The following is a 21,643-nucleotide window of genomic DNA, read 5'->3' as shown; positions in this document are numbered from 1 at the left end:
CACCTCTATTTAGAAAGCCATTGCTCTCAATCGAGTTATGATTTGTTTAACCGCATCTACGGTTTGTTTAATTTCTTCTTCCGTATTGAATCGTCCTAAGCTAAATCGGATGGAGTTATTAGCTTCGTCCTTAGTTAAGCCCATCACTTGCAACACATGAGAAGGTTCCATAACAAAAGAGTGACATGCGGAGCCATTCGATACACAAATATCTTTTAACCCAAGTAAAACGGCTTCGTTGTCAACACCATCGAAACAAATATTGCTTGTAGTATAGATTCGTTGTTCTCTAGATCCATTCAGCTTCGCTCCTTCTATTGTTAATAATTGTTCTTCTAATGAATCACGTAATTTCCCTATACGTTCTTTGTCTTGGTTCATTTGCAAAGCTGCAAGTTCCGCGGCCTTTCCCATACCGACAATTCCGGGAACATTTAGTGTACCACTCCTGGCACCGCCTTCGTGACCGCCACCATAAATTAATGGTTTCATAATTAGTCGAGGGTTAAAATAAACACCGCCAATTCCTTTCGGCCCATAAAACTTGTGGGCCGAAAAAGTAAGAATATCGATAAATGAACTTGCATCAACGGGAAGCTTACCGACGGACTGTGTGCCATCACTCATAAAAAGAGCTCCATATCCATGAGCGATTTCTGCAATACGTTCAATATCTTGGATTACACCAGTCTCATTGTTCACATGCATGACACTCACTAAAGCAGTATTACTTTTAAAAGCTGCCCTTAATTTGTCAAAATTTATTAGTCCATCTCCATCGACGGGAAGATAGGTAACTTCAACACCTGTAGATTCAAGATATCCGCAGGTATCCAAAACAGCTGGATGTTCTGTTTGAACAGTTATAATATGCATTGTTCGACCGGCTATTCTTGGAAAACCTTGTAATGCCATGTTTATAGCCTCAGTCGCTCCAGCAGTAAAGAAAATATCTTCCTCATTGGCGTCAATAAGATCAGCCATTTGTCTCCTACCCTTTTCTACAACGGCATTCAACTGTTTACCCATTCTATGGCTACTCGATGCATTACCAAACATATCCGTCAAATACGGCATCATTTCCTCGAGGACTCTTGGATCCAATGGAGTAGTCGCATTATTATCAAGATAAATAAAGTTGTTTTGCATTGTCAATTTTAATACTTATGCTTACAAATATAACTTTTATAATAGACCTATTTGTCACAAAATGATACTTTGAGGAGTTTGTTTTACTACCGTTTTCACAAACTCTTTGAAAGACAGTTTTTTCGCTAAATCGCAATAAAAAATTCTTTACTTAAATTACTTCCACAGCATATTTCTGTCACAGGGCTGGATTGGTTTTTTAAATATTTATACTTTTTACAGACTGTTTTGAACTTTCCACTTTAATCTCAATCAACCGCATTATAGTAGTAAATGATAAAGAATAGTTTCGGTATGAAATACTAAGCGAAGCTACAAATAAAAACTAAATATTTTAGCTTTTATTTTTTTTCAGAATTTTAATATCAATAAAATAACAATAAATTTTATTTTAATTCAATAATAAAATATTATTTTTGATTTAAACTTTAATCTATTTATATCGAATCTAACATGAGATATAAATAACCCTTACGTCATATTAAAAGCCAATATTATAATGAATATTCTTATCGAAGAAATTAAAGAAAAATTTCAAAATAAGGAGATTATCCCAGTTATCGGTGCCGGGGTGTCTCGTACCGTTGCAGGACTGCCTAATTGGTCCGGTTTGATTAACAATGCAATAAAATATTTGCAAGATCATAACCTTATTGAACAACAGGAAACTGATTCTATTAAAAATTTGATTGATAAAAATCAACTTATAAATGCCGCCGGTGAATTAGAACAGATTTTTAAATTTCCTTCAAATAATTTCGCTCAGTGGATAAACCATGAACTACATACGCCAACAATTCATAATACGACTCTTATTGATAACATAGAATCACTCTCTCCTCCTTTTTTAATTACAACTAATTATGATACCTTAATCAGTAATGGTACAATAAGATACACAAAAGAGTTATCTTGGAATCAGCCAGAAAGATTAAGAAGATGTATTACAGAAAATGAGAAGTTTGTATTTCACCTACATGGGATATATACTGACCCCAATCACTTAGTTTTTGGAACTAAGGGGTACAAATCTATTATGAATTCTAGTGCATATCGTGACATCCTAAACCTGGTATGGTTAAGCAAATCATTAATTTTTATAGGATGTAGTAGAGATGGTGTATTAGATGAAGATCTAATAATCACGATTAAAAGATTCCGTGAGAATTTTATCAGCACTTCTCACAAGCATTATATTCTTTTGCGGAAAGAAGAGGCAGATATTGACTCTATTAGAAACTTTTTAAGAGAATTTAATATTCAAATAGTTGTTTATGGCGAGAATTATGATGATTTAGCACCATTTATTTTAGAACTCAACACATCAAAAGAATATGTTGACACATTTGTGAAAGTTAAAAATGAAATTAAAAAATTCTTAAAAAATCCCGATCAAAGCAACAACCAATCATTGACAAAACTAAAGAACATCTATAAAGAGATTGAAGGTAGTGAAATATCTGATTTATTCCAGTTTACAACAAAATTTATTGAGGAAACTAAAGGAAATAATAACACATTTAATTTTACAAATACTTCCATAAAAATTGGAGAACAAAGTATAAAAGAAAACAATGAGAATTTCAATCACGGAAAATCAGTGAAAAACATTGGCAAATTTAAAACAGTCAATTTTTTTATTTATAATGGTTCAATATTGAATATAGATGGTGAAATAGATCTAATTGTCAGCTCGGAAAATAATGAATTAAGTTTAGGTAACAGCAATGGAAATTCGATAAGTGGTAGGTTAAGAAAGATGGCAATGAAAAAAAACGAAAACAATGTTATCTTAGAAGATCCAATTGATAAATTTATAAATAAATGGAAAGAAACGCATTCAACCCCGCTGAAATTAGGGGAGGTAATCTTTAATAATAATCCCAATTTAAAGAAATATGGGGTATCAGCGATAGCTCATCTTATATCAATTGAGAAAAATGAAGATGATAAGAAAATTTTTTATGAAAATAGCGTTAAAGAAGGCTTAGCAAAAGTATTTACTTACTGCGAAAATCAAAAATACTCAAAAATATTTATACCAATTTTAGGAATAGGAAAAACAAATCCCTCAGAAGACGATGTTATAAAAACAATTAGACCTGCATTCCAATTGTTATCAAGACAAGATATATCACTTGAAATCTATTTTGGAGTTTATAAGGATTCACATGAAGCACTTTCTTCCAAAGTATTTGCTAATGAATTAAACAATTGGAATGTATAATACAGGTTATATTTCGGGAGTCTTTGATTTATTTCACAAGGGACACAAAGAATTTCTCAAGAAATGTGTGGATAATTGTGAAATTTTATTCTGTGGTGTGGAATCAGATACAAGGGTGAGAGAAAGTAAGGGAGCCAACAGGCCTTCTCAATCTGAAAATAAAAGAATATTAAATATTAAGAAGCATTTGCGGAATTCTGATAGGGTATTTTTAAAAAATAAACCGTCATTTTATTTTTTAAGCGAAATTAAACCGGACGTAATTTTTACTACCAATGGCACAAATAAAAGCCATAAAACTTTAGAGTACGTTAGAAAAAAAAATGTTTTAATAATTATGTTTAACTATAATAATCAAATATCTACCACTAAAATTTTATTAAAAAAATACAAACGATAAAAATATCTGATTACCGAGTGGCACGGAATTCAAAAGAAATTGAAATATTTCAAAATAAAGAATTATGTTCTTGTATCATTCATAACGAGACAATTATCAATTCTAAAACACAATAAAAAACTAAGATCTTAAATTTATCTAATTTCAAAAATCATAGTATGCAATTGGTCTATATATGGGTTTCAAATTTTAGAAACATTAGCTATCAAGGATTTAACATTTCCTCTAGATATACTATCAAATTTGATAGTATATCTGGAGAACTCTCTATTAAAAATAATGAAGACTATATATCCGATTTTTTCCCAAATTCAATTATAAATGTAACAGCAATTGTTGGAGAAAATGGCACCGGAAAAACTAATATTTTAGAATTAATAAATTTTATGATGGATGAAGGTAATACTAAGATTTCCCAATCCTTTTTTCTAATTTTTGAAGAAAATGAAGAATTTACAGTAATCCAAAATAAAATGGAAATCCACTATAGTGTTAGAAATGGAAAGAGAATTAAAATGCGAGACTATAATAATATAAAAACTCCAATGTCTGCTATATTTTTCACAAATACTTTTGATGGAAGACGATATAATTTCGGAAAAAAAGTTTTTAATTTGTCCACCAATAATTTGTATCAAAATGAATACGGAGATTTTTCTATTATTAAAGTAAAAGAAGAGATTCTAAATCAGTTAAGATTTTTAAATAATGATATTCTAAATACAAATCAAAAGAAACCTTTTGTAGACATTCATCCGACATCAGTGATTTTAATCGCACCTACTTGGAATATTCTATTAAATAAATGTCGAGCTTTCGATAAAAAAATTGTACAATTAGGTATTTATAGAACTAACGAACTAAGCAAATTTTGTTCGAAATTTCGTAAAAAAATCACCTTAACCGAATCAAGCAGATCGCTAAGTTATTTTACGTCATTTTTGGTGTTTTTGGATTTTGTCCTTAATGATATGCTCCCAAAGGAAAGAAAAGTGCCAGGTACTCCGGGGCATCCTATAGAATTGAGAATTGAAGCAATAAAGGAAACATTACAATTCTTGAATATTGAAAGGATGTCGGAAATGAGAATAAATGAGATTCATGAATTTATTACAAATAAGGTCGCTTATTTCATATCAAATGATTATCCCAAATGTGAAAAAAAAACCAAATTTCTCTTAAACTTAGGTATACAAAAGTACTATGAGATTGATAAAAATAATGAAGGAAGCTATACAAATCGTAACATTAAATTCGAAGCTCCCTTTACTGAAGAAATTGTAGATTTTGTAATTCAATATATAGGATCTAGTTCAGGCTTTACGCCTAACTTTAGCATAGAGTGGGGAGGCATTAGTTCAGGACAGAAAGCATTTTTAAATCTCTATAGTCGACTTTATTCTGTTCAAAAAAAGATCAATAAAGAAAATATACTAATAACAATAGATGAAGGTGATCTATACTTTCATCCGAAATGGCAAATAGAATATCTCTATTCTCTAATGCAAATATTACCTAAAATATTTGCGCAAAGAATACAGTTGATATTAACTACTCATTCACCTTTTTTAGTTTCAGATCTAACGAAAAGTCACCTGATTTATATAGAAAATAGCTTAAGTGGATGCCAAATATTAGAAAAGGAAACCATAGATGAAAATACATTTGGTGGAAATGTCGGTGAATTATATCTAAATACTTTTTTCCTTAAGGGGAACCTGATAAGCAATTTTGCTTCCATTAAAATTCAGAACTTAATTCAAAAAGCAAAAAATAGCCAAGAAAGTTGGACTAGCACAGATCAGAAACTATTAAATCAGATAGGTGACAAAATAATAAAGTTTGAGATACAGCGGATATTAAATGGAAAGAATTGATAATTGTACGTCTCAAGATCTCGATGAGATGGCTAAAGGATACTACGCTTTTTTAACCCCTTTTAAAAAGAAAGCTAAAACTAGAATAAATTCAAATGGAAAACGAGAAAAAATTTATGAGCCCTATAAAAAATCGTTATTGGGTAGAATTAATTCTGAACGTCAAAATGCTGTAAATTTAGGCATTCAAAATCAAATAGATTTTTGGGATTTCCTATTAGCAAAAGATTGCAAATTATTAAAAGCAATAATCTGCAGTCGACCAAGAGTTTTACATTTTATAACTAATATTATTGATAAGAAGTTTGGAAAGATCTTTTTATCTAAATACATAAGTTATGATGAGGCAGAACTTACCCCCTTTGGAAAAATTGTGTCAGAGGTATTTAATTATTCAACTCAATATCGTTCTAAAGATATATGTATTGATAATTGTAAAGAATTGGAATTACAAATTTGTCCATATTGCAATATATTAAGTGTAGATATTATTAAATTTACTAAAGATTTAAATAGCGAAGAAAAACAACTTGCACTTCATCAGCTCGATCACTTTTATCCACAAGTACGATATCCGTATTTGGCACTTTCATTTTTTAACTTAATACCTGGCTGTACACCTTGTAATGCACAGTTAAAACGCGAAAAAGATTTCAAAATCTCAACACATTTTAATCCATTTGAAAAATCCTTTGACGATTTTTTTTGTTTTAAAGTCAACACATTGCTTCCTGATAACAAAGAATCGATAGAAATTACTTTAAAAAATGCAAGAAATTATCCTGAAAATGCGATTAAAGATTTCAAAATTCTTGAACGATATAATCAGAATCATAAATTGCAAATTTTTAATTTTCTAAAATGTTTCAAATACTATACTCCAAAGGTCTCACGATCCCATATGACCCAATTCCCTGATCTTTATTCGGAAAAAATAAAAGAAGAAGATAGTCTTCTAGAAGCACTTGGCGTCCCTCTCGAAAAGAAGTTAATAAATAAATACTCTTTAGGAAAAATAAAACGTGATATATCATTAGAATTAGATCTATTACTTAAATAAAGATAGGGCTTATCTACTTTAATCACTCTGTAAAATTTAAAACTTCTGCCTTTTGGCTTTATACACAATGAAAAAGAAAAAAAATAAGAACAAAAAATTTTATTTAACGGATGGAATTGCTATTCTGCTGTTATTTTGTTGTTTCGCGATAATTTATTCAATCTTCGTAGCACTATTTTTAGATAGGGTAAATGAAAAAAATGGAATTGCCTTTGAAGTAATCACGGGTATCTCTAGCTTAATATTTACATTTGGAACAGTATTTTATGTTGTTAAAACTTTTATAGCACAAAAAAATGAAATTAAAATACAGAAGAAGGAAATCGAGTTCAATAGAATATTAGATTTAATTTACAAACAACTGGATCATAGCAAGGAAAAGTTAAAATATTTGGCTCAAAAAGAAGTAAAGAATATTATTGCAAAAGACTTGAAAGGTTATTTTCCACATTATTCTAGACTCCATATAATTCTAGAGACATATGAAAAGGAACTTAAATTGTGTGATTCATTCTTTAAAAACACAAATTTATCCAAAAAAAATAAAAATCTTCTATATGGGGCTTTCTTAACAAATATCAATGATGAAATTGAAATTTGCTTTAAAAAGTTTTACGAAATTTTAAAAGGAGATGAAACCACAACCACCATTCTTTCTGGTGCTATAAATGGAATTATGCATACTGAGATTACAAAAAAGTTTAAATTTTATGCCGAAAAACAATTAATTAAGGATTATAGGGAATCTGTAAACTTTAGTTATGATTTAAATAGTAACTTAACGGAAACAATTTCTGATAATGAAATACTAGAAAAAAGAACAAAAGAAGTAGATCAGAAGGTCTTAGTTTTTAAAAATTGTATAATCTTGGCAAATGAGATTAGTAAATTCTATAATTCCTATAATGGATGGTAATAATTCATTTCTAAACGGATAGATATGATATTTAATTCAAAATTACCCTTATCCTATTTCCAATGAACTGGATATAACTTTTCCTTCGGATCAATCAGTACCCGCCAGGCTTAAAACCGGGTGCCGTAAGTTTCTCTAATGATTTCGATTTAAACGTATCCTCACCAATATTAGCAATGAAATAAAAATACCGAGCGTTGATAAAACAGTAAATTTGTTTAACAGGCATGTTTGTAAAAGGAAGTTTAGCATAATATTTAAAAATAGCTAACCTATTATGGAAATGAATACCGAAACGATCTTCATATTGATGCCCTTGCTTCCGTGCATAATCGTATATTTAATAATGATGTACGGTGGAATACGTGGACTGACAGGTGAAGACTTTGGATTGGAAAAATATCTGAAGAGATATGGTAATACAACTAAAAAAAACACCGTCCGAAAGAGGGGCTTATTTTTGTGTTTGGTTGTTAGTTCGATACTTTTCACAGTAACGGATATAGTAATATTGAATAATATTGGTTCACTACAAGATAGCCAACTGACAAAGGTTCTGTTAGGGATTTCCTTAATTCCACAATCTATTTTTACGCTAGCATACGGTATATACTACGATAAATACCTTACTCAAATTATTTTACTTAGAATTGATTTAAAGACCATTAGGCCTTTAACTATAGTTGTAATTTTATGTTTCCATATAACAATTGTTCATCTAGCTTTTTTTCTTGGCGCTACGGGGTTTCCAGATGGGCTAGAATACTAAGGGCTTTGCCTGTCATGAAAAATTTGAGCGAAAAGTTCACCCACCTCAGGTATAAAGAACATCCTGGAGATTTATTCCGTGGTACTGTGATTGTACCACTACCCGATCCTTATAAAGACCAAGAGAATTTTAGGATTTAGTTTCACCCTTGTTTTCAAACAAGTCAGGATGTAGCAGACTTAAATAACCTTTACAAGTACCTCTAAATGATGAATGGTTTGATGACGATGTAATGGAAACTGACGATAGGTATTATGGGTAATCTATCAGGATAGCTTCGAAAACTTCTATCACCTTACTTTGGAAGGGAAAATCGAATTGCTAACCAGCCGCCGAAAAAAGATTTACGCGAGCTAACTCACAATTAAGATCGTACCGCCACTGGATACGAAAAGCAAAAGAGACTATCCTTTTGAGACAGCCTCATTTTTTCAGTTATTATCCTTCAATATTATCTTACTCCAATTTACTGATTATTCGGTCAGCCGCACTCTTTAACGCTTTTGAGGAACGAGGATTTTCACGAATCAGAGCAGCAAATTCAATACGTTGCTCATTACTAAGCTCGGAAATATCATCTGTATCAGGATTATCAATAACACGCTGGATTTCGGGATCAGATAGCGCCAATTGCATGAGCTCTGCTTCTAACATTTCTTCGTTTGTAGCTACTCCCGATCTGAGCCCTAAAATCAAACGGATAAAAGGCAAAAAGACCGAATCTTTCTTTTCTTTTTTATTTCTTAGAAATCCAACTTCTGGAACAGGAACTTTTAAGGCTTCCGCAGCCTGAAGTATACCATTCCCAAAGTAGTATTCATAGGATCCCTCAAATTTATCCATCTTTTTTAGTGCTGTCGAAAACAGCGCATTTCGAATAGCCTCCACGATCATATAGCGATCTGGAAGACTTTCCAATGCTTCATAATGTTTACAATAATATAGTGCAGCAGCAGATGCAATCTGCGGAGTCGCAGAAGAAGTACCGTTACCTCGGATACCGAAGAGATCTTTTTTCTTCCATATTGCCCACGGGACATTTGGTGTAAATGCTGCAATGGCGGTCCTCATGAGTGATTTAGGACCATGATTGCCTTCCATTAAAGAAAAACTTCCCTCTCCATCTGGCTTTGCGTATGGAGAATAATCATAAGTAGCTCCACAGGCTGCTACAACGCGATTAAACCTCGCCGGGAAGACAAGCCTACGTGTAGGAAGTTTATTGTAATTATTTCCCGCTGCAGTAACAATAAATACACCTTGGTCATAGGCTTTATTCACAAGGTCTGCCCATGCTTTGGATGCTAATCCACCCATGCTCATAGTCACAACATGAACTCTTGTTTCTTCTTTGCTATTTAATTCGTTGACAATATAATCGAGCGCTTTAACAAAACTTGAAGATTTAAAGAGCACGACTGATTTCGCGATCCTAATAGGTATAATTTCAATAGCTTCGCTGAGACCAATATAGTCGTCAAATGTACTTATTCCGGCAATTGGCATTTTGCGTCCTGCCAAAATACTCAATGTACCTGTACCGTGACCCGGATTTTTCAACATGCCTTCTGTGAATCGATCTCTCGCATCGAAAAGATCTTCCCCATCAACAAAATTCCTACTTAATGATATATTGACAAGTTCCTTGGGAAAGGAATCGTGATCTTCATCGTAGCCCGTATCAAGATGAACTATTCTAATTTTAGCCTTCTTAGGCAACGAATACACCGCATCTCTAGCAGCTTTTAGTTGGGAATAGTTTTCCGCCAAATGCCATACATTTTTTGATTCCTTTGGGAATGGCCATTCGGCAATAAATTCATCATATTTTATTCCATCAATTTCATTTTCATTGGCCAACGATTCTGGTGGAATCTGTAAACTCACATTTACGTCAGGTTCAGCGAACGCTATATTATCATCCTTATCAAATAAAGCATGTGCCTGGTCCCACTCATTAGACTGTGGATCCTCAGAGTCCAAAAACTCTAAAACTGTATCACTACCAGTGGCAATTGCCTTCACCCCATCGATGTTTCTCGTCCTCATAATTTCAGGAGAAACTTTAAATTGAACAATTAATTGATTGTGCATAATATGTGGATTATAGGTTAAAAATTATGAACTTTTACAACGGGCAAATGGATCGGCATAAAGTGTATAAGCCAGCCAAGTAGGGTTACCTTCTTCTTTAATAGCTAACCGCGCCTGACGAAATGCTTGACCAATAGTCATTCCAGTCGATAAAAAACGATAAAATGAAATGGCAAATTTCATGGCACTTTCATCATGAATCGACCAATATGCACCAATAAATGCGCTCGCATTATTATCTATAAATTGCTTTGGCCAACCATTCAACCCTGTAAGACCCATTCCGCCTTTCCCTGCTTGGCAAGCATTAAAAAAAACTATGGGATTAGATTTTCCTAGATTTTTCAATCCAGTAATATCATACGCACTAATGGGCTCGTTGCTCTCCAAAAGAATCGAATAATGATCAACATTTGTGGTATTAGCATCTGTCCCATGTCCTGAAAAGTGCCAGGCACTAAATCCTCCTCTTTCGAAACTATCGACAACATCCCTATAATTAGCAGGTATTAAACTAAGTTTACCATCTCCTACGATTTTCTGAATTTCATTTTTTTCTTTTTCCACTAAAGCGAGTCCTGAATCCGAAGGAAAAATACCCGCCATATTTTCTAAGCTTAGCGATGAAGTAGTAAATGGTGTACTTTGAATCCAACGTGCAACATCATATTTTTCGCAGAGAAAAAAGCTCTCACTATTTTTCCCTTCTTGTTCAGAATACAGATAACACAGTTCCCATGGAATCCATGGTTCGTCAGAATTGATAACGACAGTACTTACCTCATCTTTGATCTCCCAAAATAAAGTTCTTAATGGTTCAGGAATTAGCGATTTGTAAAGATTTGCTCCTTTTGCTTCCATTCTTTTAACTGCAGCAAGGCGCTGCTCCTTTGAGTCCAAAGGAATACGATCTATACCGTTGAAAAAATCTAAAAAATACGCCGCTGGATCGCTCTGCTGAAAATATGGTGTTTCAAAAGTTTTATAGCATATATCCAATTCTTCGTTTGGCGAAAAGAGTAAATATTTTAATTTGAATCTACCGTTTTCGAAACACTCGTTTATGAATAATGTTAGATCTGGGCTTGTTAGAGCTGACGGAGATATTTTTCCGGAAGAAACTTCGATATTAGAAACAATATCTGCATCCTCTTTGTCAATCAAAACGGTGTATACCTCACGAAAAATCGGCCGTCCGTCATGTAGCACCATCACACTAAATTTACCTTCACCTATAGTCTTCGAAAGAAATTTAAAAATGAATGGTTTATTAATATTTTCGGAATTAACTTTTAAAGATTGAAAGCTTGTTCCTTCAATATCTAGCCCCGATATTGCGTTCACAAAAATATCAATCACCCAATCGTCAGCTAACATTACGTCGCCTCTACCTCCGGGTGTTTCAACCTGATCTAAAATAAAAGCTACATCAAAAACAGCACCTAATAATAGCTCACTTGGATATTCAATTTGAATGTCATAGGCTTTGGTCTCAGGTTTAGTTTCAAACGGTATGTTATCAGCATCAGTAATTTTCTCTCTTATTTGTCCATAAATATTGTCTATTCTGGCGCTCCCACTTTTAAACCCACCACCACCTAGACTATCAAAGAAAATCGTATCTTCTGTATCATATTTTCCCAATATCGAATCTAATCCCAGGTACTTGTCCTTTCTATATTTCCGCCAAATATCTAAAATATGGTCTCGCTTCTGAAGATGATCATACTGAACGGGAACCCAGGTTTTGAGAAGAGATGTGATTTGTTCATCATTTAATCTAATCACGTTATCTGGATTTTTTTTATCCTCGTTGAAGAAATTTTTAATAGATAGATCGGAAGGAATCCAAATTAACTCGAGCATTTCCCCCGCAGCGTAATCAACAAAATCGTTGACAGTGGCGTTGATTTTATCGCTATTCCATATTGTAAAAAGTTCTAAAATTTTCTCCGTATTGAAAAAAAATAGATGTCCAAGCTCATATTCTATAATAGGAATATCAGCACTATTCATCAACAATTCATAAAAAGAGTTCGCTGATTCGGCTTCGTCTACTGTATAAAATTTATGAACAGTAAAAAAATCTTTAAGTTGATCCTGTTTCATGGTTAATCTAAATGGCTACTATAAATATATAAAAATAACCTGTAAATCAATTCATTAATATTTGGTTACATCAAACTTGATCAAAGTGGCGCAAACTAATTTGCCAAGTTTATTAAAACAGAGTTTATGATCATATTCTTAAAATACAGGTGCTTTAATATGAACAGAAGATAAAGGCGGTAATAAATATTTAAACCGCCTTTACTGGTTAAAATCACACTAATACTTTGTGATGCATATCCTTTAAACCTTTTCTAATCCATAAAAATATGAGTTACTGATTCATTTTTGCGAATACAATCACCAAAGAATGTCGTCAGCAAAGTCAATTCCTCAGGTGATATCAATTTCATTACTTTGAAAACGAAATGTCCTTCAATATTTGCTGTTTTAGTGTCGACGACTACGCCGAGGACCTTGATCTCTCTTGACTTTCCATAAGCGTTGATTTCAAAATGAGAATTTGTAGTGGTAATTTTAGAATAATAATCAAAAAAATACTTCCGGACCCAGTTGAGCTCATCCTTTGTTTTTTCATTATTTTGTTCCGAGTCGTATTTAAGCAGCTCATCGATATTTTCAGTTATCTTTTCCATCTTTTCAATATTTCCGTCCCTTGCCATAAGCATGGTCGAATAACCACTTTCTCCCCACTGGCTAGTCATAATGGGCATGTATTCGACAATAACATAACCTTTGTCTGCTTCGTAAATACCTTGAGCTGTTCTGTAATCGTTTCCGCCTGCATAACAGTTGAAATGTGCCCCCTCCCGCGAGGTTTCTGTGTTGATTTCCAAAACAAACTCGCTTTCGCCACTCGATTTAAATTTTATTGTAGCCATCTTCAAGCAATTTAAAGTAATTATAAACCTATCATTTTATTTATAGCGTCCTGACGTTCATTGTCAAATTTCTGTATTGCCTCATCAAATTTGAGTAAGGCCAAATTCCGGTTAGCGATTTGTGCATCAAGTTGAGTTTTCTGGCTTACATAGTCATTGTCGGTTTCAGGTACTTTATTAGCTTTCAGAATCAACAGAGCATCTGACAATTTTTTAATTTCAACATCATAATTATCAGCAAATTTTATCCTTTCTTCCGAAAGCTGTGTTCGGTAGCAATCAAACATCGCATTTGCAGGTTCAGCTAATTCCAGTTTCATTCTCTCCTTCATATTTCCTTGTTTTTCTGCTGCGTCTTCCTGTGCCGCCAAAGCAATCTTCTCCAGTTCTCCTGCTAGCTCCCTCCCTGCATCTTTTATAAACATAATTTTTATTGTAGGCAGGTTAAAGACAATTTCTTTAGTTTTCATCATGACTTCAGGGACACCAATAACAATTCGCTGCTCGTTGTTTGTAATCTCTGGAACTCCAAGTACAATCCGTGTCTCTCGGTTTTCCCATGTCGGCACATCAATGTAAGTCTTATCCCACCACCCGACCACTTGGGGCTGATCAAAACATACTTTACCAAATGGTGTTTTGTGACAGACGGTTTTCATCTCAACCTTTGTTTTCCAGATTGGAGGCCCTTCAACAGTCTTCATCACAAGCGTAGGTAAATCAAAGATTATATCAGTATTTTTCATGGTTACAGAAGGGACCTTGAAGATCCAATCTTGATTTTTCATATCGATCTCCGGCAAATCAAAAGATATTTTGTGCTGTTGGGTACCTATTTCAATGGTGAAAAAACTACCAATCTGCCTGCCGATCTGTCCTCCAGCGAGTCCCCCCACAGGACCACCTAGCACACCTCCTATTACTGTTCCCGCAACTGCACCAACACCCTGAGCAAGATCATTTTCATTTTTAAATTCATCGTTCAGCTCCTCGGTTCTTTCCTCTGTTTTTCTAGCGATCTCTGCTAGCTCCTCTTTCAGTTGTACCTGAATTTTTTCCATTGCTTCGTTAAAAGCATTCTGTTGATTTTGACAATCCATAATAATAGTTTTTAATTAAAAATATGACTAGATAATGCGTGTAAACAACCAAATACTCTCTTCGGTAACGTGTGAGATACATTCTTAAAGTTGAATACGCGAACTGTTCATGAGTTAATAAGTAATATTCTGCAAAAATTGATCGGAAATATAATATAGGTATTCACCAACATCACGTATGATAAGGCAATAAAATAAGAGTAAATTAAGAGTTATGGCAGACTTCATAATACTCAAGTTTATAGGTTATTAGCTTATATTTAAGGTGCAAAAATTATTAAATCTCTAAAAACTAAATTCTAATTAATTTTCAAATTGAGGTAGATCACCTATCATTTTCTCTTTGTGTCGCTCACGTTTTATGTTATCTCAATTTATCTTTGATTAAGTAAGTATATAAAAGGGCTTTTTGAAATATAAGGATTATGTCGGCGGTATGCTGCAAATATAAGGTTGATGTTTATTAACTTAAATTAAAATATTTCGTTGCCTTTTCTTGCGGGTATCAGTGAAAGATAATGCTCAATAGACCTTCTAAACCTATTGATTATATCTGGTTCACAAGAGGGATTTATTCGAAAAAAATAATAAGACGCTAAAAGACCTTTATTCAACGGTCCTTCAGATACTTCTACATACTTCCCATTCGTAGCTAATCCTCCGTATCGTGTAATAAAATCTAAATCTAAATGGGTTAAATCCACGCTAACTTGATGTAAAGCACGGCCAGCCTTTCCAAAATTATCATCTTTTTCTTTTTTAATTTCCACATCTATCATCAAAAAATTATCATCGAGTTTCACAGCTAATATTCTAACTTTCCTATTCAGTTTATCGTTTTCCAGAAAACATTCTTTCGTCATCTTTTCTCTGAGCCACTTTACCGTTTCTTCTTTTGTCTGAGCCTGCATTTTGTTTACCAAACCGATAAACATAAACATAAACATCATCTTTGCAATTGTTTTCATAGCTAATTTTTCAGTTAAATAGTAAAGCTAACTTACATATTTGATAAATAAAGGTAAATACCACAAATGGGGTATTTTTTAAATATTGACGTTTCTCGGCCATGTAAACAACTTTTACAACAGCCCTAATTCTGTTGATTTTTTAATTAAACTTGCAACGCTATGACAGCCTATTTTTCGAAATAGATTTTTACGATGTGTTCTACAGGTATTGGTTGTAATACCCAGAGTTTCGGCAATTTTTTCGCTCGAAAATCCTTTGGCAATATATCGTAGAATTTCGCACTCCCTTATAGTGAGTTTCGTAACTGGGGAGCTAAACATTTTAGTGTCGTTTATGAATATCTGATGGAATTCATTATTTCCTCGGATTCCCATTACAGTTACAATATGATTATTGACGCTGGTAATATGCTCTATATCCGTATGAATATTGAGGCTTTTGACTATTCGGAATTTACTGTCCACTACAATAGAAATAGACTGGTGATGAAATAATCGGTATGTACCGTTTGACACACGCATACGAAAACAATAGCAGCATTTCAACGATTGAATGTGCTGAATTCCGACACTAAGAATATATCGATGCGCCGCTTCCTCTGCCCGAATCACAAAATCTATATCATCTGGATGAACCAATTCGACTATTTCATTTAATGTTTTAGGCATATCAGTTAGTCCATGTGTTTTGAGGATATTCGGATGCTGGTTTGAAAGCACCTTGCCAACAATATCAATGATATAGTAATAATAATTTCCTGTGAATAGAAAATCTGCTATTAAGTCAACCAAACTGAGCTGCTGTTCAACTCCTTTTTCGGGAGAAAATAGCTCAGGGTAATTGTCCCATGAAGTCACCAGTTGGTTTTCTTTATTTTCCATGATCCTAATGCTTATATTTTCCTATAGCAGTAAAGGTTTGTTTACCTGAACTTTCGTTTTTGTTCAGCACTTTTTGTTCTAGTTGCTGTAGAGCTGATGTTGTTCTTCTCAGCGATCTGATTCACCATACTCCCAAGAACAGCCATTCGTTCGGGGCAGACAACAAAAGTCCGGAGTCCTTCGCTGACCCAGGCACCCGCACAGCTGACACAAATTTCGATAAAGCCAAACGGCTTGTCGTCATGGCCGTAAAAGACAAGCAGATGTCGGGGTTCATAACATCCCGCGACCATAAGCTCCTCACAGAGCTGACTTTGATACAAGGTATACTGCCAATCGGAACATTGCGCAGAATCCAATTGTACCCGCCCAGCAACGCTATCGGCTGGAATATTTAACTGGCCATTGGTCACCAGTCCGTTGGGATTTTTTTCAGCGTTAGGGCGCCATAATAAACGATTACTGGTGTAGAATAATAGTTCTACGCGTTCAGCTATCTTGAAAGGCTCAAAGCCCTTACTATCATGTGTTTCAACGATGGGAGTAATTCGCGCTTTCTTGCCCTTGTAAAGTGTTACCTGTTCCTGAGCGGATAGACTCAGGAAAGATAACAGTAGGTATAGTAGGATGGTGTAATGCATGAGTAAGAGCAAAAAGTAATTGATTGTACTTCTATTGCTAGAATAAATTATCATTGATAAGTTTAGCTCCCTTTAGCGTGGCTAAATGTTTTAAAGCCTTAACAATCCGTAAGATTTCTTCTTTTTCCACACTAGCATTGAAAATGAAATCTGTTGTTTCAACGTTTTTTGTTTCTGTAACCTCGTTGTTAAAACCAATTTTGTTTGCTTGAAAATTACCAGTAATAATTATTTTATAATATAATTTACCCGCAAGCTCCTTTTGGAGATAGGATATACTTTTTATGTTGGAATACTTAAATACATGAACTTCAACAACCCTTATTGGAAAAGAGGTGGTTATAGAAGAGGCTGCTTCGCAGAATTCATCTTTAAATTTAATGGTTGCACCAAAATCACTTTCCCTTTGCAATGGGGGCACTTTTGCCTGAAGCCATTCTATGGTTTGGTCTGCGGTCTGTGCTTTCGTCGCGCCTATCCCTAGGAATAATGCGAAAAGTATAAATAGGTTTTTCATGTTGCGTGCCATTTGAGTTAATATCAGAAGTCAATAATATCAAGCGCCATAAACCGGCGATCTTTTACTTTATCTATTCAAGTAAATTATCTTTTAATCAAAAGAAATAGGTTCTGGTGCTCCACAGAGTTTACGGAGGTGGTTAAAGGCTTTCGTTAGTTTTGTTGACTCCTTAATGTTAAAAGGAAGATTCCATGTACTCAAACTTTCCTTTTTACTTTCTTTGTCACTGATTTCGTTGCTTAGCTTGTTTTTAATATAGGAATCTGTTTCAACTGAAATAATTTGCGTAGCATTTATGGAATTGAACGCAATTGCTTTATCCGTTGCATTCACCGACTCAATTTTATTCAATGGAATAATTACCTTGTATGTGAAAAAATAAAATATTCATATTTATTCCAATCTTTTCTTTCATAAGAGTTATTTCTCATTTCTGAGACATCTATTTGAAGATCACAACCTTTGAAAGAAATATTTTCAATAAGCACCTTAGTAAAAATAAAACGTAAGGAACCATTATCCTGGTCTTTAACTTTTTCATAATAAATCGGTTGATCTTTCTGAAAGTTATCAATAATAAATTGAATGGTTTCTTGCTTCGTAGGCTTCGATTCCTGGGCATTTGTTAGTCCTAATCCTAGGAAAAAAGTAAAAAGTATAAGTAGATTTTTCATAGCATATTTATAATTTAAAGAAATGATAGATAACACCATGTATAAATTTTTCACTAGATAATTTATTCCGATTTTTTTCCAAAAGGATTTTTTGCAATTCGGAAAGAAATACCAAAAAAGGGATTAAAACGATATTGCGATTCATTCAGATTATCTGAGGTAGTGGAACTCTCGATAACTTGACCGATATAATAATCTGATTTTGGACGTGTCTGCTTATGTCCAGCTGCGCCTGCTGTAAGAATAATATTTTGTCCAACCCCGATTGAGACCCCGGTAAAAACAGCAATTTCCTCAAGATTTACCCCTAATGCACCAGTAAATCCAAATGATACATCCTTATGATTATTCATAAAAGTAAACATAATTGCAGGCATAAATTCCATCTGCTTTTTATCTTGGACTTCTTCAACAATTAGATTGTTATCACTGCTTACTTTCGATATAAATTTATTTCTATTCGTAAAGAAAATTGCATTTGCACCAAAAGTAGTTGTCCAACTCCAGTCCGATTTTGTTCTAAGCTTATACACTTTTTTATTATCTCCGTTCGCGTCAGTTATTGTAACTAAGTATTCGGTATTTCTATCAAAAACCATAGTACCCTGAAAAAGAACTAGAGGTGATGGAGTGAAGGCCTGTGGGACAGATAAAATAGGCTGTGAAACGGAGTTTTTTGTAATGGTTAAATTAAATTTTTCAGGTATCCTAATATTATACTTAAATTTTAAAGTACCATTTGTATCTTTACCATTTCTGTAATCGATCTCGGATTCATAATTTATAGGAGGAGTCGCCGTAATATCTATTGTATAATTACCATAATCTATATTTACTTGCCCCCAAACTACTCCCACCCAGCCAAATAGGAGAAGTATAATTAAATATTTTTTCATAATCTAGATTTTTAAATGGTTAAAAGATTTAGTTGACTTATTTTTTAATGACCATCAGCTATTTTTCCTTTCCGGTAGGAGAAAGTATTCACATAACGAATTGTATACCCTTCTTGCTTAAATTTGCCTATGATCTCTGTACGCTCTTCATCAATTTTGTCATAGCCATCCGTACGTGTACTGCCATGAAAGCCTCTATACGCATTTGACCAATTGTAATAGTCATTAACGACCGTCTTTAGCTTTGCCGTAAATTGAATCTGCAAATCATCTCGATTGACATCGTAATAGATATCACTATTTATAATACCGTTTATGATATTGGATACATAGAGCAGTTTATCCCCAGCTTTATAGGAATAACAAAAAGCGTAGACCGTTTCTTCCTTCTTCTGTGCATGGCTCTTAGCTACAAAGCCTATAAACAGGAATATGCACGCCATCTTTGCAATAGTTTTCATAATCAATTTTTTAGTTAATACAGCAATGCTAAGTTCTATATTTCATACATGCAGGTAAATACCCCAAATGGGGTATTTTTAAAATAGCTGTTCATCTGCATCACTTCTAAGAAAAGAGATTGGAGGATAAATAGTAAAATGGACTCCTATTGATTGGAAGCACGAAAATTATCGATCTGTTTGAGCAGTAATGGGATGTTCTTATCGAGATACTGCCTTTCCATAGGGCTATCAGCAGCAATTTTGAGATCAGATGTGTATAGTACCAAAGAATGTAATATAAATTGAAATGAGCGTGATAGGTGGGATAATTGACTTCGGTGAAAGACCTTGTCCAACGTTTTTCCTTTGTTGATTAAGCTTTTAAGCATAACGATCTTTTGTTGTCTTTCTTGTTTCTTAGAAAAGGATCTCTGAATATCGAGCAGATAGATCTTTGCCAACAGGACGCTATCTTTGGGTTGAGTAGTTTGGGCTGACGCCGAATAAACCCAACCAAATAATGATATAAAGAAAATTACATTCAATCGTTTCATAAATCCAAGGCTAGCGTTAACGCTTTCGCATCTTGTTGATCAATTTCAACAATGCGCTTCGGTTTTTTGCATCATGGTAAAATTTAGGCAACTTTTCGAGCAAGGTAAAATGACTTCGTTCTTTATGCTCCCGTATTTTGGCCGAAATATAACTTTCTAAATAATCAAGATGCGCGTAATTATAGGCCCAAACAACATCATCTTTAAAGGTATGTACCAACCACAGTTCTGCACTAAAATAAACGTGTGCTGCCACCTCGATATGTCCTTTAATTCCAAACACCCGTGTCTCTGTTGTTTTTTCTTTGTTATAACCACAGGATATACACTGCAACCTTGATTTTTTGTTCGTATAATCTACGCTTGCCACAGCTTGCCTTCGACATTTCGGACAAACAACCAATACCTCTGTCCGAAAATCTGTCAACCTCTTATTCTGATCATTAAAACGTTCAGTTTTCATTAAACTAATATATCATATCGAATACTAATTTACAGCAAAGCATTTGATAGCTATATACCCCAATTGAGGTATATTAAAATATTTTTTTTATTTTAGTAAGAATAAATAACCTATTTATCAAGCCACTTTATTGACTATAGATTGAAAGCCTATGGAACCTAAGAAACATCATCACCTCCTTGCCGACCTTTGGGAAAGTTATCCTGATGCATTGTCAAATGATTTTCAATCAGAAAAACCGTATGGTATTGTGAATCACCTATCGGATATTTTGGCAGTTGGGCCGTACTACCATTATGTCATCAATCTAGCAGACTATTCGCTTTCTCATGTTTCTGAACATACGAAAAGTATTCATGGCATACCTACTCAACCAACCACAATCAAAGAGATCATAGACCAAATACATCCGGAGGATCTGGAGTTTGTCCTGAAAGCTGAGGAAGCCACATTAGTCAAAATGAAGGAAATTGGATTTGAACATCAACTGTTTTTGAAAACGTCTTACTGCTTTCGAATGCGTGTTTCCAAGGGTAATTATCATCTGTTTCATCATCAGGCTATACATCTGGCTAAGGATGATTCGGGACGGTTAACCTCTGCATTGAATATTCATACTGATGTACAGCACATCACCCAAAGTAATAATAAAATTGTGCTCGTTACCGGTATTGGTACGCGTGATGATTATTGTCAGATCGACCTATCTAAACAGCTTCCACAATTTGATATTCCTAAACTTTCCAAGCGCGAGATGGAAATCGTATCCTTGGTTGCCAAAGGGAACTCCAGCCCGCAGATTGCTGAAAAACTTTTTATCTCGCCAGATACCGTAAGGACACATCGGAAAAATCTATTTCGGAAAACGGGAACAAAAAGCGTAGGTGAATTTATCTGCAAATGTATCGAATGGGGTTTACTGCAGCTGATTTGTTTTTCGAATATAGAATTTTTCATATAAAATATCCCATTTAAAAGTCACAACTGTTATTTGTCAAATTTTCTCATTGTCCTTACCGCACATTGAAAAAGGAATTGCTAAGCATTCAACAGAAG

Annotated in this window: 21 protein-coding genes; 6 read left to right on the top strand and 15 right to left on the bottom strand. The window is 33.8% G+C overall.

Going from position 1 to position 21,643, the window contains the following annotated elements; translation table 11 throughout:
• Window positions 1–9 precede the first annotated feature (9 nt).
• A complete protein-coding gene (locus K2F45_RS11520; RefSeq protein WP_248933617.1) occupies window positions 10–1,149 on the bottom strand; it encodes a cysteine desulfurase family protein in 1,140 nt (379 codons plus the stop codon).
• A 499-nt stretch (window positions 1,150–1,648) separates the two neighbouring features.
• On the opposite strand from K2F45_RS11520, the gene K2F45_RS11515 reads away from it, so the two are divergent.
• From K2F45_RS11515 to K2F45_RS11495, 5 genes are all read left to right on the top strand, one after another.
• Window positions 1,649–3,376, top strand: a complete 1,728-nt coding sequence (locus K2F45_RS11515) for an SIR2 family protein (protein WP_248933616.1) — start codon at window positions 1,649–1,651, stop codon at window positions 3,374–3,376.
• Window positions 3,369–3,776, top strand: a complete 408-nt coding sequence (locus K2F45_RS11510; protein ID WP_248933615.1) for an adenylyltransferase/cytidyltransferase family protein — start codon at window positions 3,369–3,371, stop codon at window positions 3,774–3,776. The genes K2F45_RS11515 and K2F45_RS11510 overlap by 8 nt, the downstream gene beginning before the upstream one ends.
• 158 nt (window positions 3,777–3,934) lie before the next feature.
• Window positions 3,935–5,653, top strand: coding sequence for an AAA family ATPase (locus K2F45_RS11505; protein WP_248933614.1), 1,719 nt, complete (start codon window positions 3,935–3,937; stop codon window positions 5,651–5,653).
• Window positions 5,640–6,713 (top strand): hypothetical protein, encoded by a 1,074-nt coding sequence (locus K2F45_RS11500; protein ID WP_248933613.1) that lies wholly within the window; start codon window positions 5,640–5,642, stop codon window positions 6,711–6,713. Before K2F45_RS11505 ends, K2F45_RS11500 begins: the two co-directional genes overlap by 14 nt.
• Before the next feature lie 67 nt (window positions 6,714–6,780).
• Window positions 6,781–7,629, top strand: coding sequence for a hypothetical protein (locus tag K2F45_RS11495; RefSeq protein WP_248933612.1), 849 nt, complete (start codon window positions 6,781–6,783; stop codon window positions 7,627–7,629).
• 1,225 nt (window positions 7,630–8,854) lie between these two features.
• Here K2F45_RS11495 and K2F45_RS11490 read toward each other — a convergent pair.
• The 14 genes from K2F45_RS11490 to K2F45_RS11425 form a co-directional block, all read right to left on the bottom strand.
• Window positions 8,855–10,492, bottom strand: coding sequence for a S8 family peptidase (locus K2F45_RS11490; RefSeq protein ID WP_248933611.1), 1,638 nt, complete (start codon window positions 10,490–10,492; stop codon window positions 8,855–8,857).
• A 24-nt stretch (window positions 10,493–10,516) separates the two neighbouring features.
• Window positions 10,517–12,601 (bottom strand): CHAT domain-containing protein, encoded by a 2,085-nt coding sequence (locus K2F45_RS11485; RefSeq protein ID WP_248933610.1) that lies wholly within the window; start codon window positions 12,599–12,601, stop codon window positions 10,517–10,519.
• 254 nt (window positions 12,602–12,855) lie between these two features.
• A complete protein-coding gene (locus tag K2F45_RS11480) occupies window positions 12,856–13,443 on the bottom strand; it encodes a hypothetical protein (RefSeq protein ID WP_201670974.1) in 588 nt (195 codons plus the stop codon).
• 20 nt (window positions 13,444–13,463) lie between these two features.
• Window positions 13,464–14,504: a hypothetical protein gene (locus tag K2F45_RS11475; RefSeq protein ID WP_201670973.1), complete on the bottom strand. Its 1,041-nt coding sequence runs from the start codon at window positions 14,502–14,504 to the stop codon at window positions 13,464–13,466.
• A 512-nt stretch (window positions 14,505–15,016) separates the two neighbouring features.
• Window positions 15,017–15,511, bottom strand: a complete 495-nt coding sequence (locus K2F45_RS11470; RefSeq protein WP_248933609.1) for a hypothetical protein — start codon at window positions 15,509–15,511, stop codon at window positions 15,017–15,019.
• Window positions 15,512–15,625: 114 nt separating this feature from the next.
• Window positions 15,626–16,396 carry a helix-turn-helix transcriptional regulator gene (locus K2F45_RS11465; RefSeq protein WP_201670971.1) on the bottom strand — a complete coding sequence of 257 codons (771 nt, stop codon included), beginning with the start codon at window positions 16,394–16,396 and terminating at the stop codon, window positions 15,626–15,628.
• 41 nt (window positions 16,397–16,437) lie between these two features.
• A complete protein-coding gene (locus tag K2F45_RS11460) occupies window positions 16,438–17,091 on the bottom strand; it encodes a hypothetical protein (RefSeq protein WP_201670970.1) in 654 nt (217 codons plus the stop codon).
• Window positions 17,075–17,554: a hypothetical protein gene (locus K2F45_RS11455; protein ID WP_201670968.1), complete on the bottom strand. Its 480-nt coding sequence runs from the start codon at window positions 17,552–17,554 to the stop codon at window positions 17,075–17,077. Before K2F45_RS11455 ends, K2F45_RS11460 begins: the two co-directional genes overlap by 17 nt.
• A gap of 93 nt (window positions 17,555–17,647) precedes the next feature.
• Window positions 17,648–17,890, bottom strand: coding sequence for a hypothetical protein (locus K2F45_RS11450; RefSeq protein ID WP_248933608.1), 243 nt, complete (start codon window positions 17,888–17,890; stop codon window positions 17,648–17,650).
• Window positions 17,891–17,916: 26 nt separating this feature from the next.
• Entirely contained in the window at window positions 17,917–18,231 is a 315-nt protein-coding gene (locus K2F45_RS11445; protein WP_248933607.1) for a hypothetical protein, read from the bottom strand.
• A 62-nt stretch (window positions 18,232–18,293) separates the two neighbouring features.
• A complete protein-coding gene (locus K2F45_RS11440) occupies window positions 18,294–19,127 on the bottom strand; it encodes a hypothetical protein (protein WP_248933606.1) in 834 nt (277 codons plus the stop codon).
• Window positions 19,128–19,171: 44 nt separating this feature from the next.
• Window positions 19,172–19,588, bottom strand: coding sequence for a hypothetical protein (locus K2F45_RS11435; protein ID WP_248933605.1), 417 nt, complete (start codon window positions 19,586–19,588; stop codon window positions 19,172–19,174).
• A gap of 146 nt (window positions 19,589–19,734) precedes the next feature.
• Window positions 19,735–20,124: a hypothetical protein gene (locus K2F45_RS11430; RefSeq protein ID WP_201670960.1), complete on the bottom strand. Its 390-nt coding sequence runs from the start codon at window positions 20,122–20,124 to the stop codon at window positions 19,735–19,737.
• A 16-nt stretch (window positions 20,125–20,140) separates the two neighbouring features.
• Window positions 20,141–20,587 carry a hypothetical protein gene (locus tag K2F45_RS11425; protein ID WP_201670959.1) on the bottom strand — a complete coding sequence of 149 codons (447 nt, stop codon included), beginning with the start codon at window positions 20,585–20,587 and terminating at the stop codon, window positions 20,141–20,143.
• A 151-nt stretch (window positions 20,588–20,738) separates the two neighbouring features.
• Between K2F45_RS11425 and K2F45_RS11420 the strand changes: the two genes are divergently transcribed.
• Window positions 20,739–21,548, top strand: coding sequence for a LuxR C-terminal-related transcriptional regulator (locus K2F45_RS11420; RefSeq protein ID WP_201670957.1), 810 nt, complete (start codon window positions 20,739–20,741; stop codon window positions 21,546–21,548).
• The last annotated feature ends 95 nt before the right edge of the window (window positions 21,549–21,643 follow it).

This window comes from Sphingobacterium siyangense, assembly GCF_023277505.1.
Lineage (GTDB): Bacteria > Bacteroidota > Bacteroidia > Sphingobacteriales > Sphingobacteriaceae > Sphingobacterium > Sphingobacterium siyangense.
This window is presented reverse-complemented; position numbering and strand designations above follow the sequence as displayed.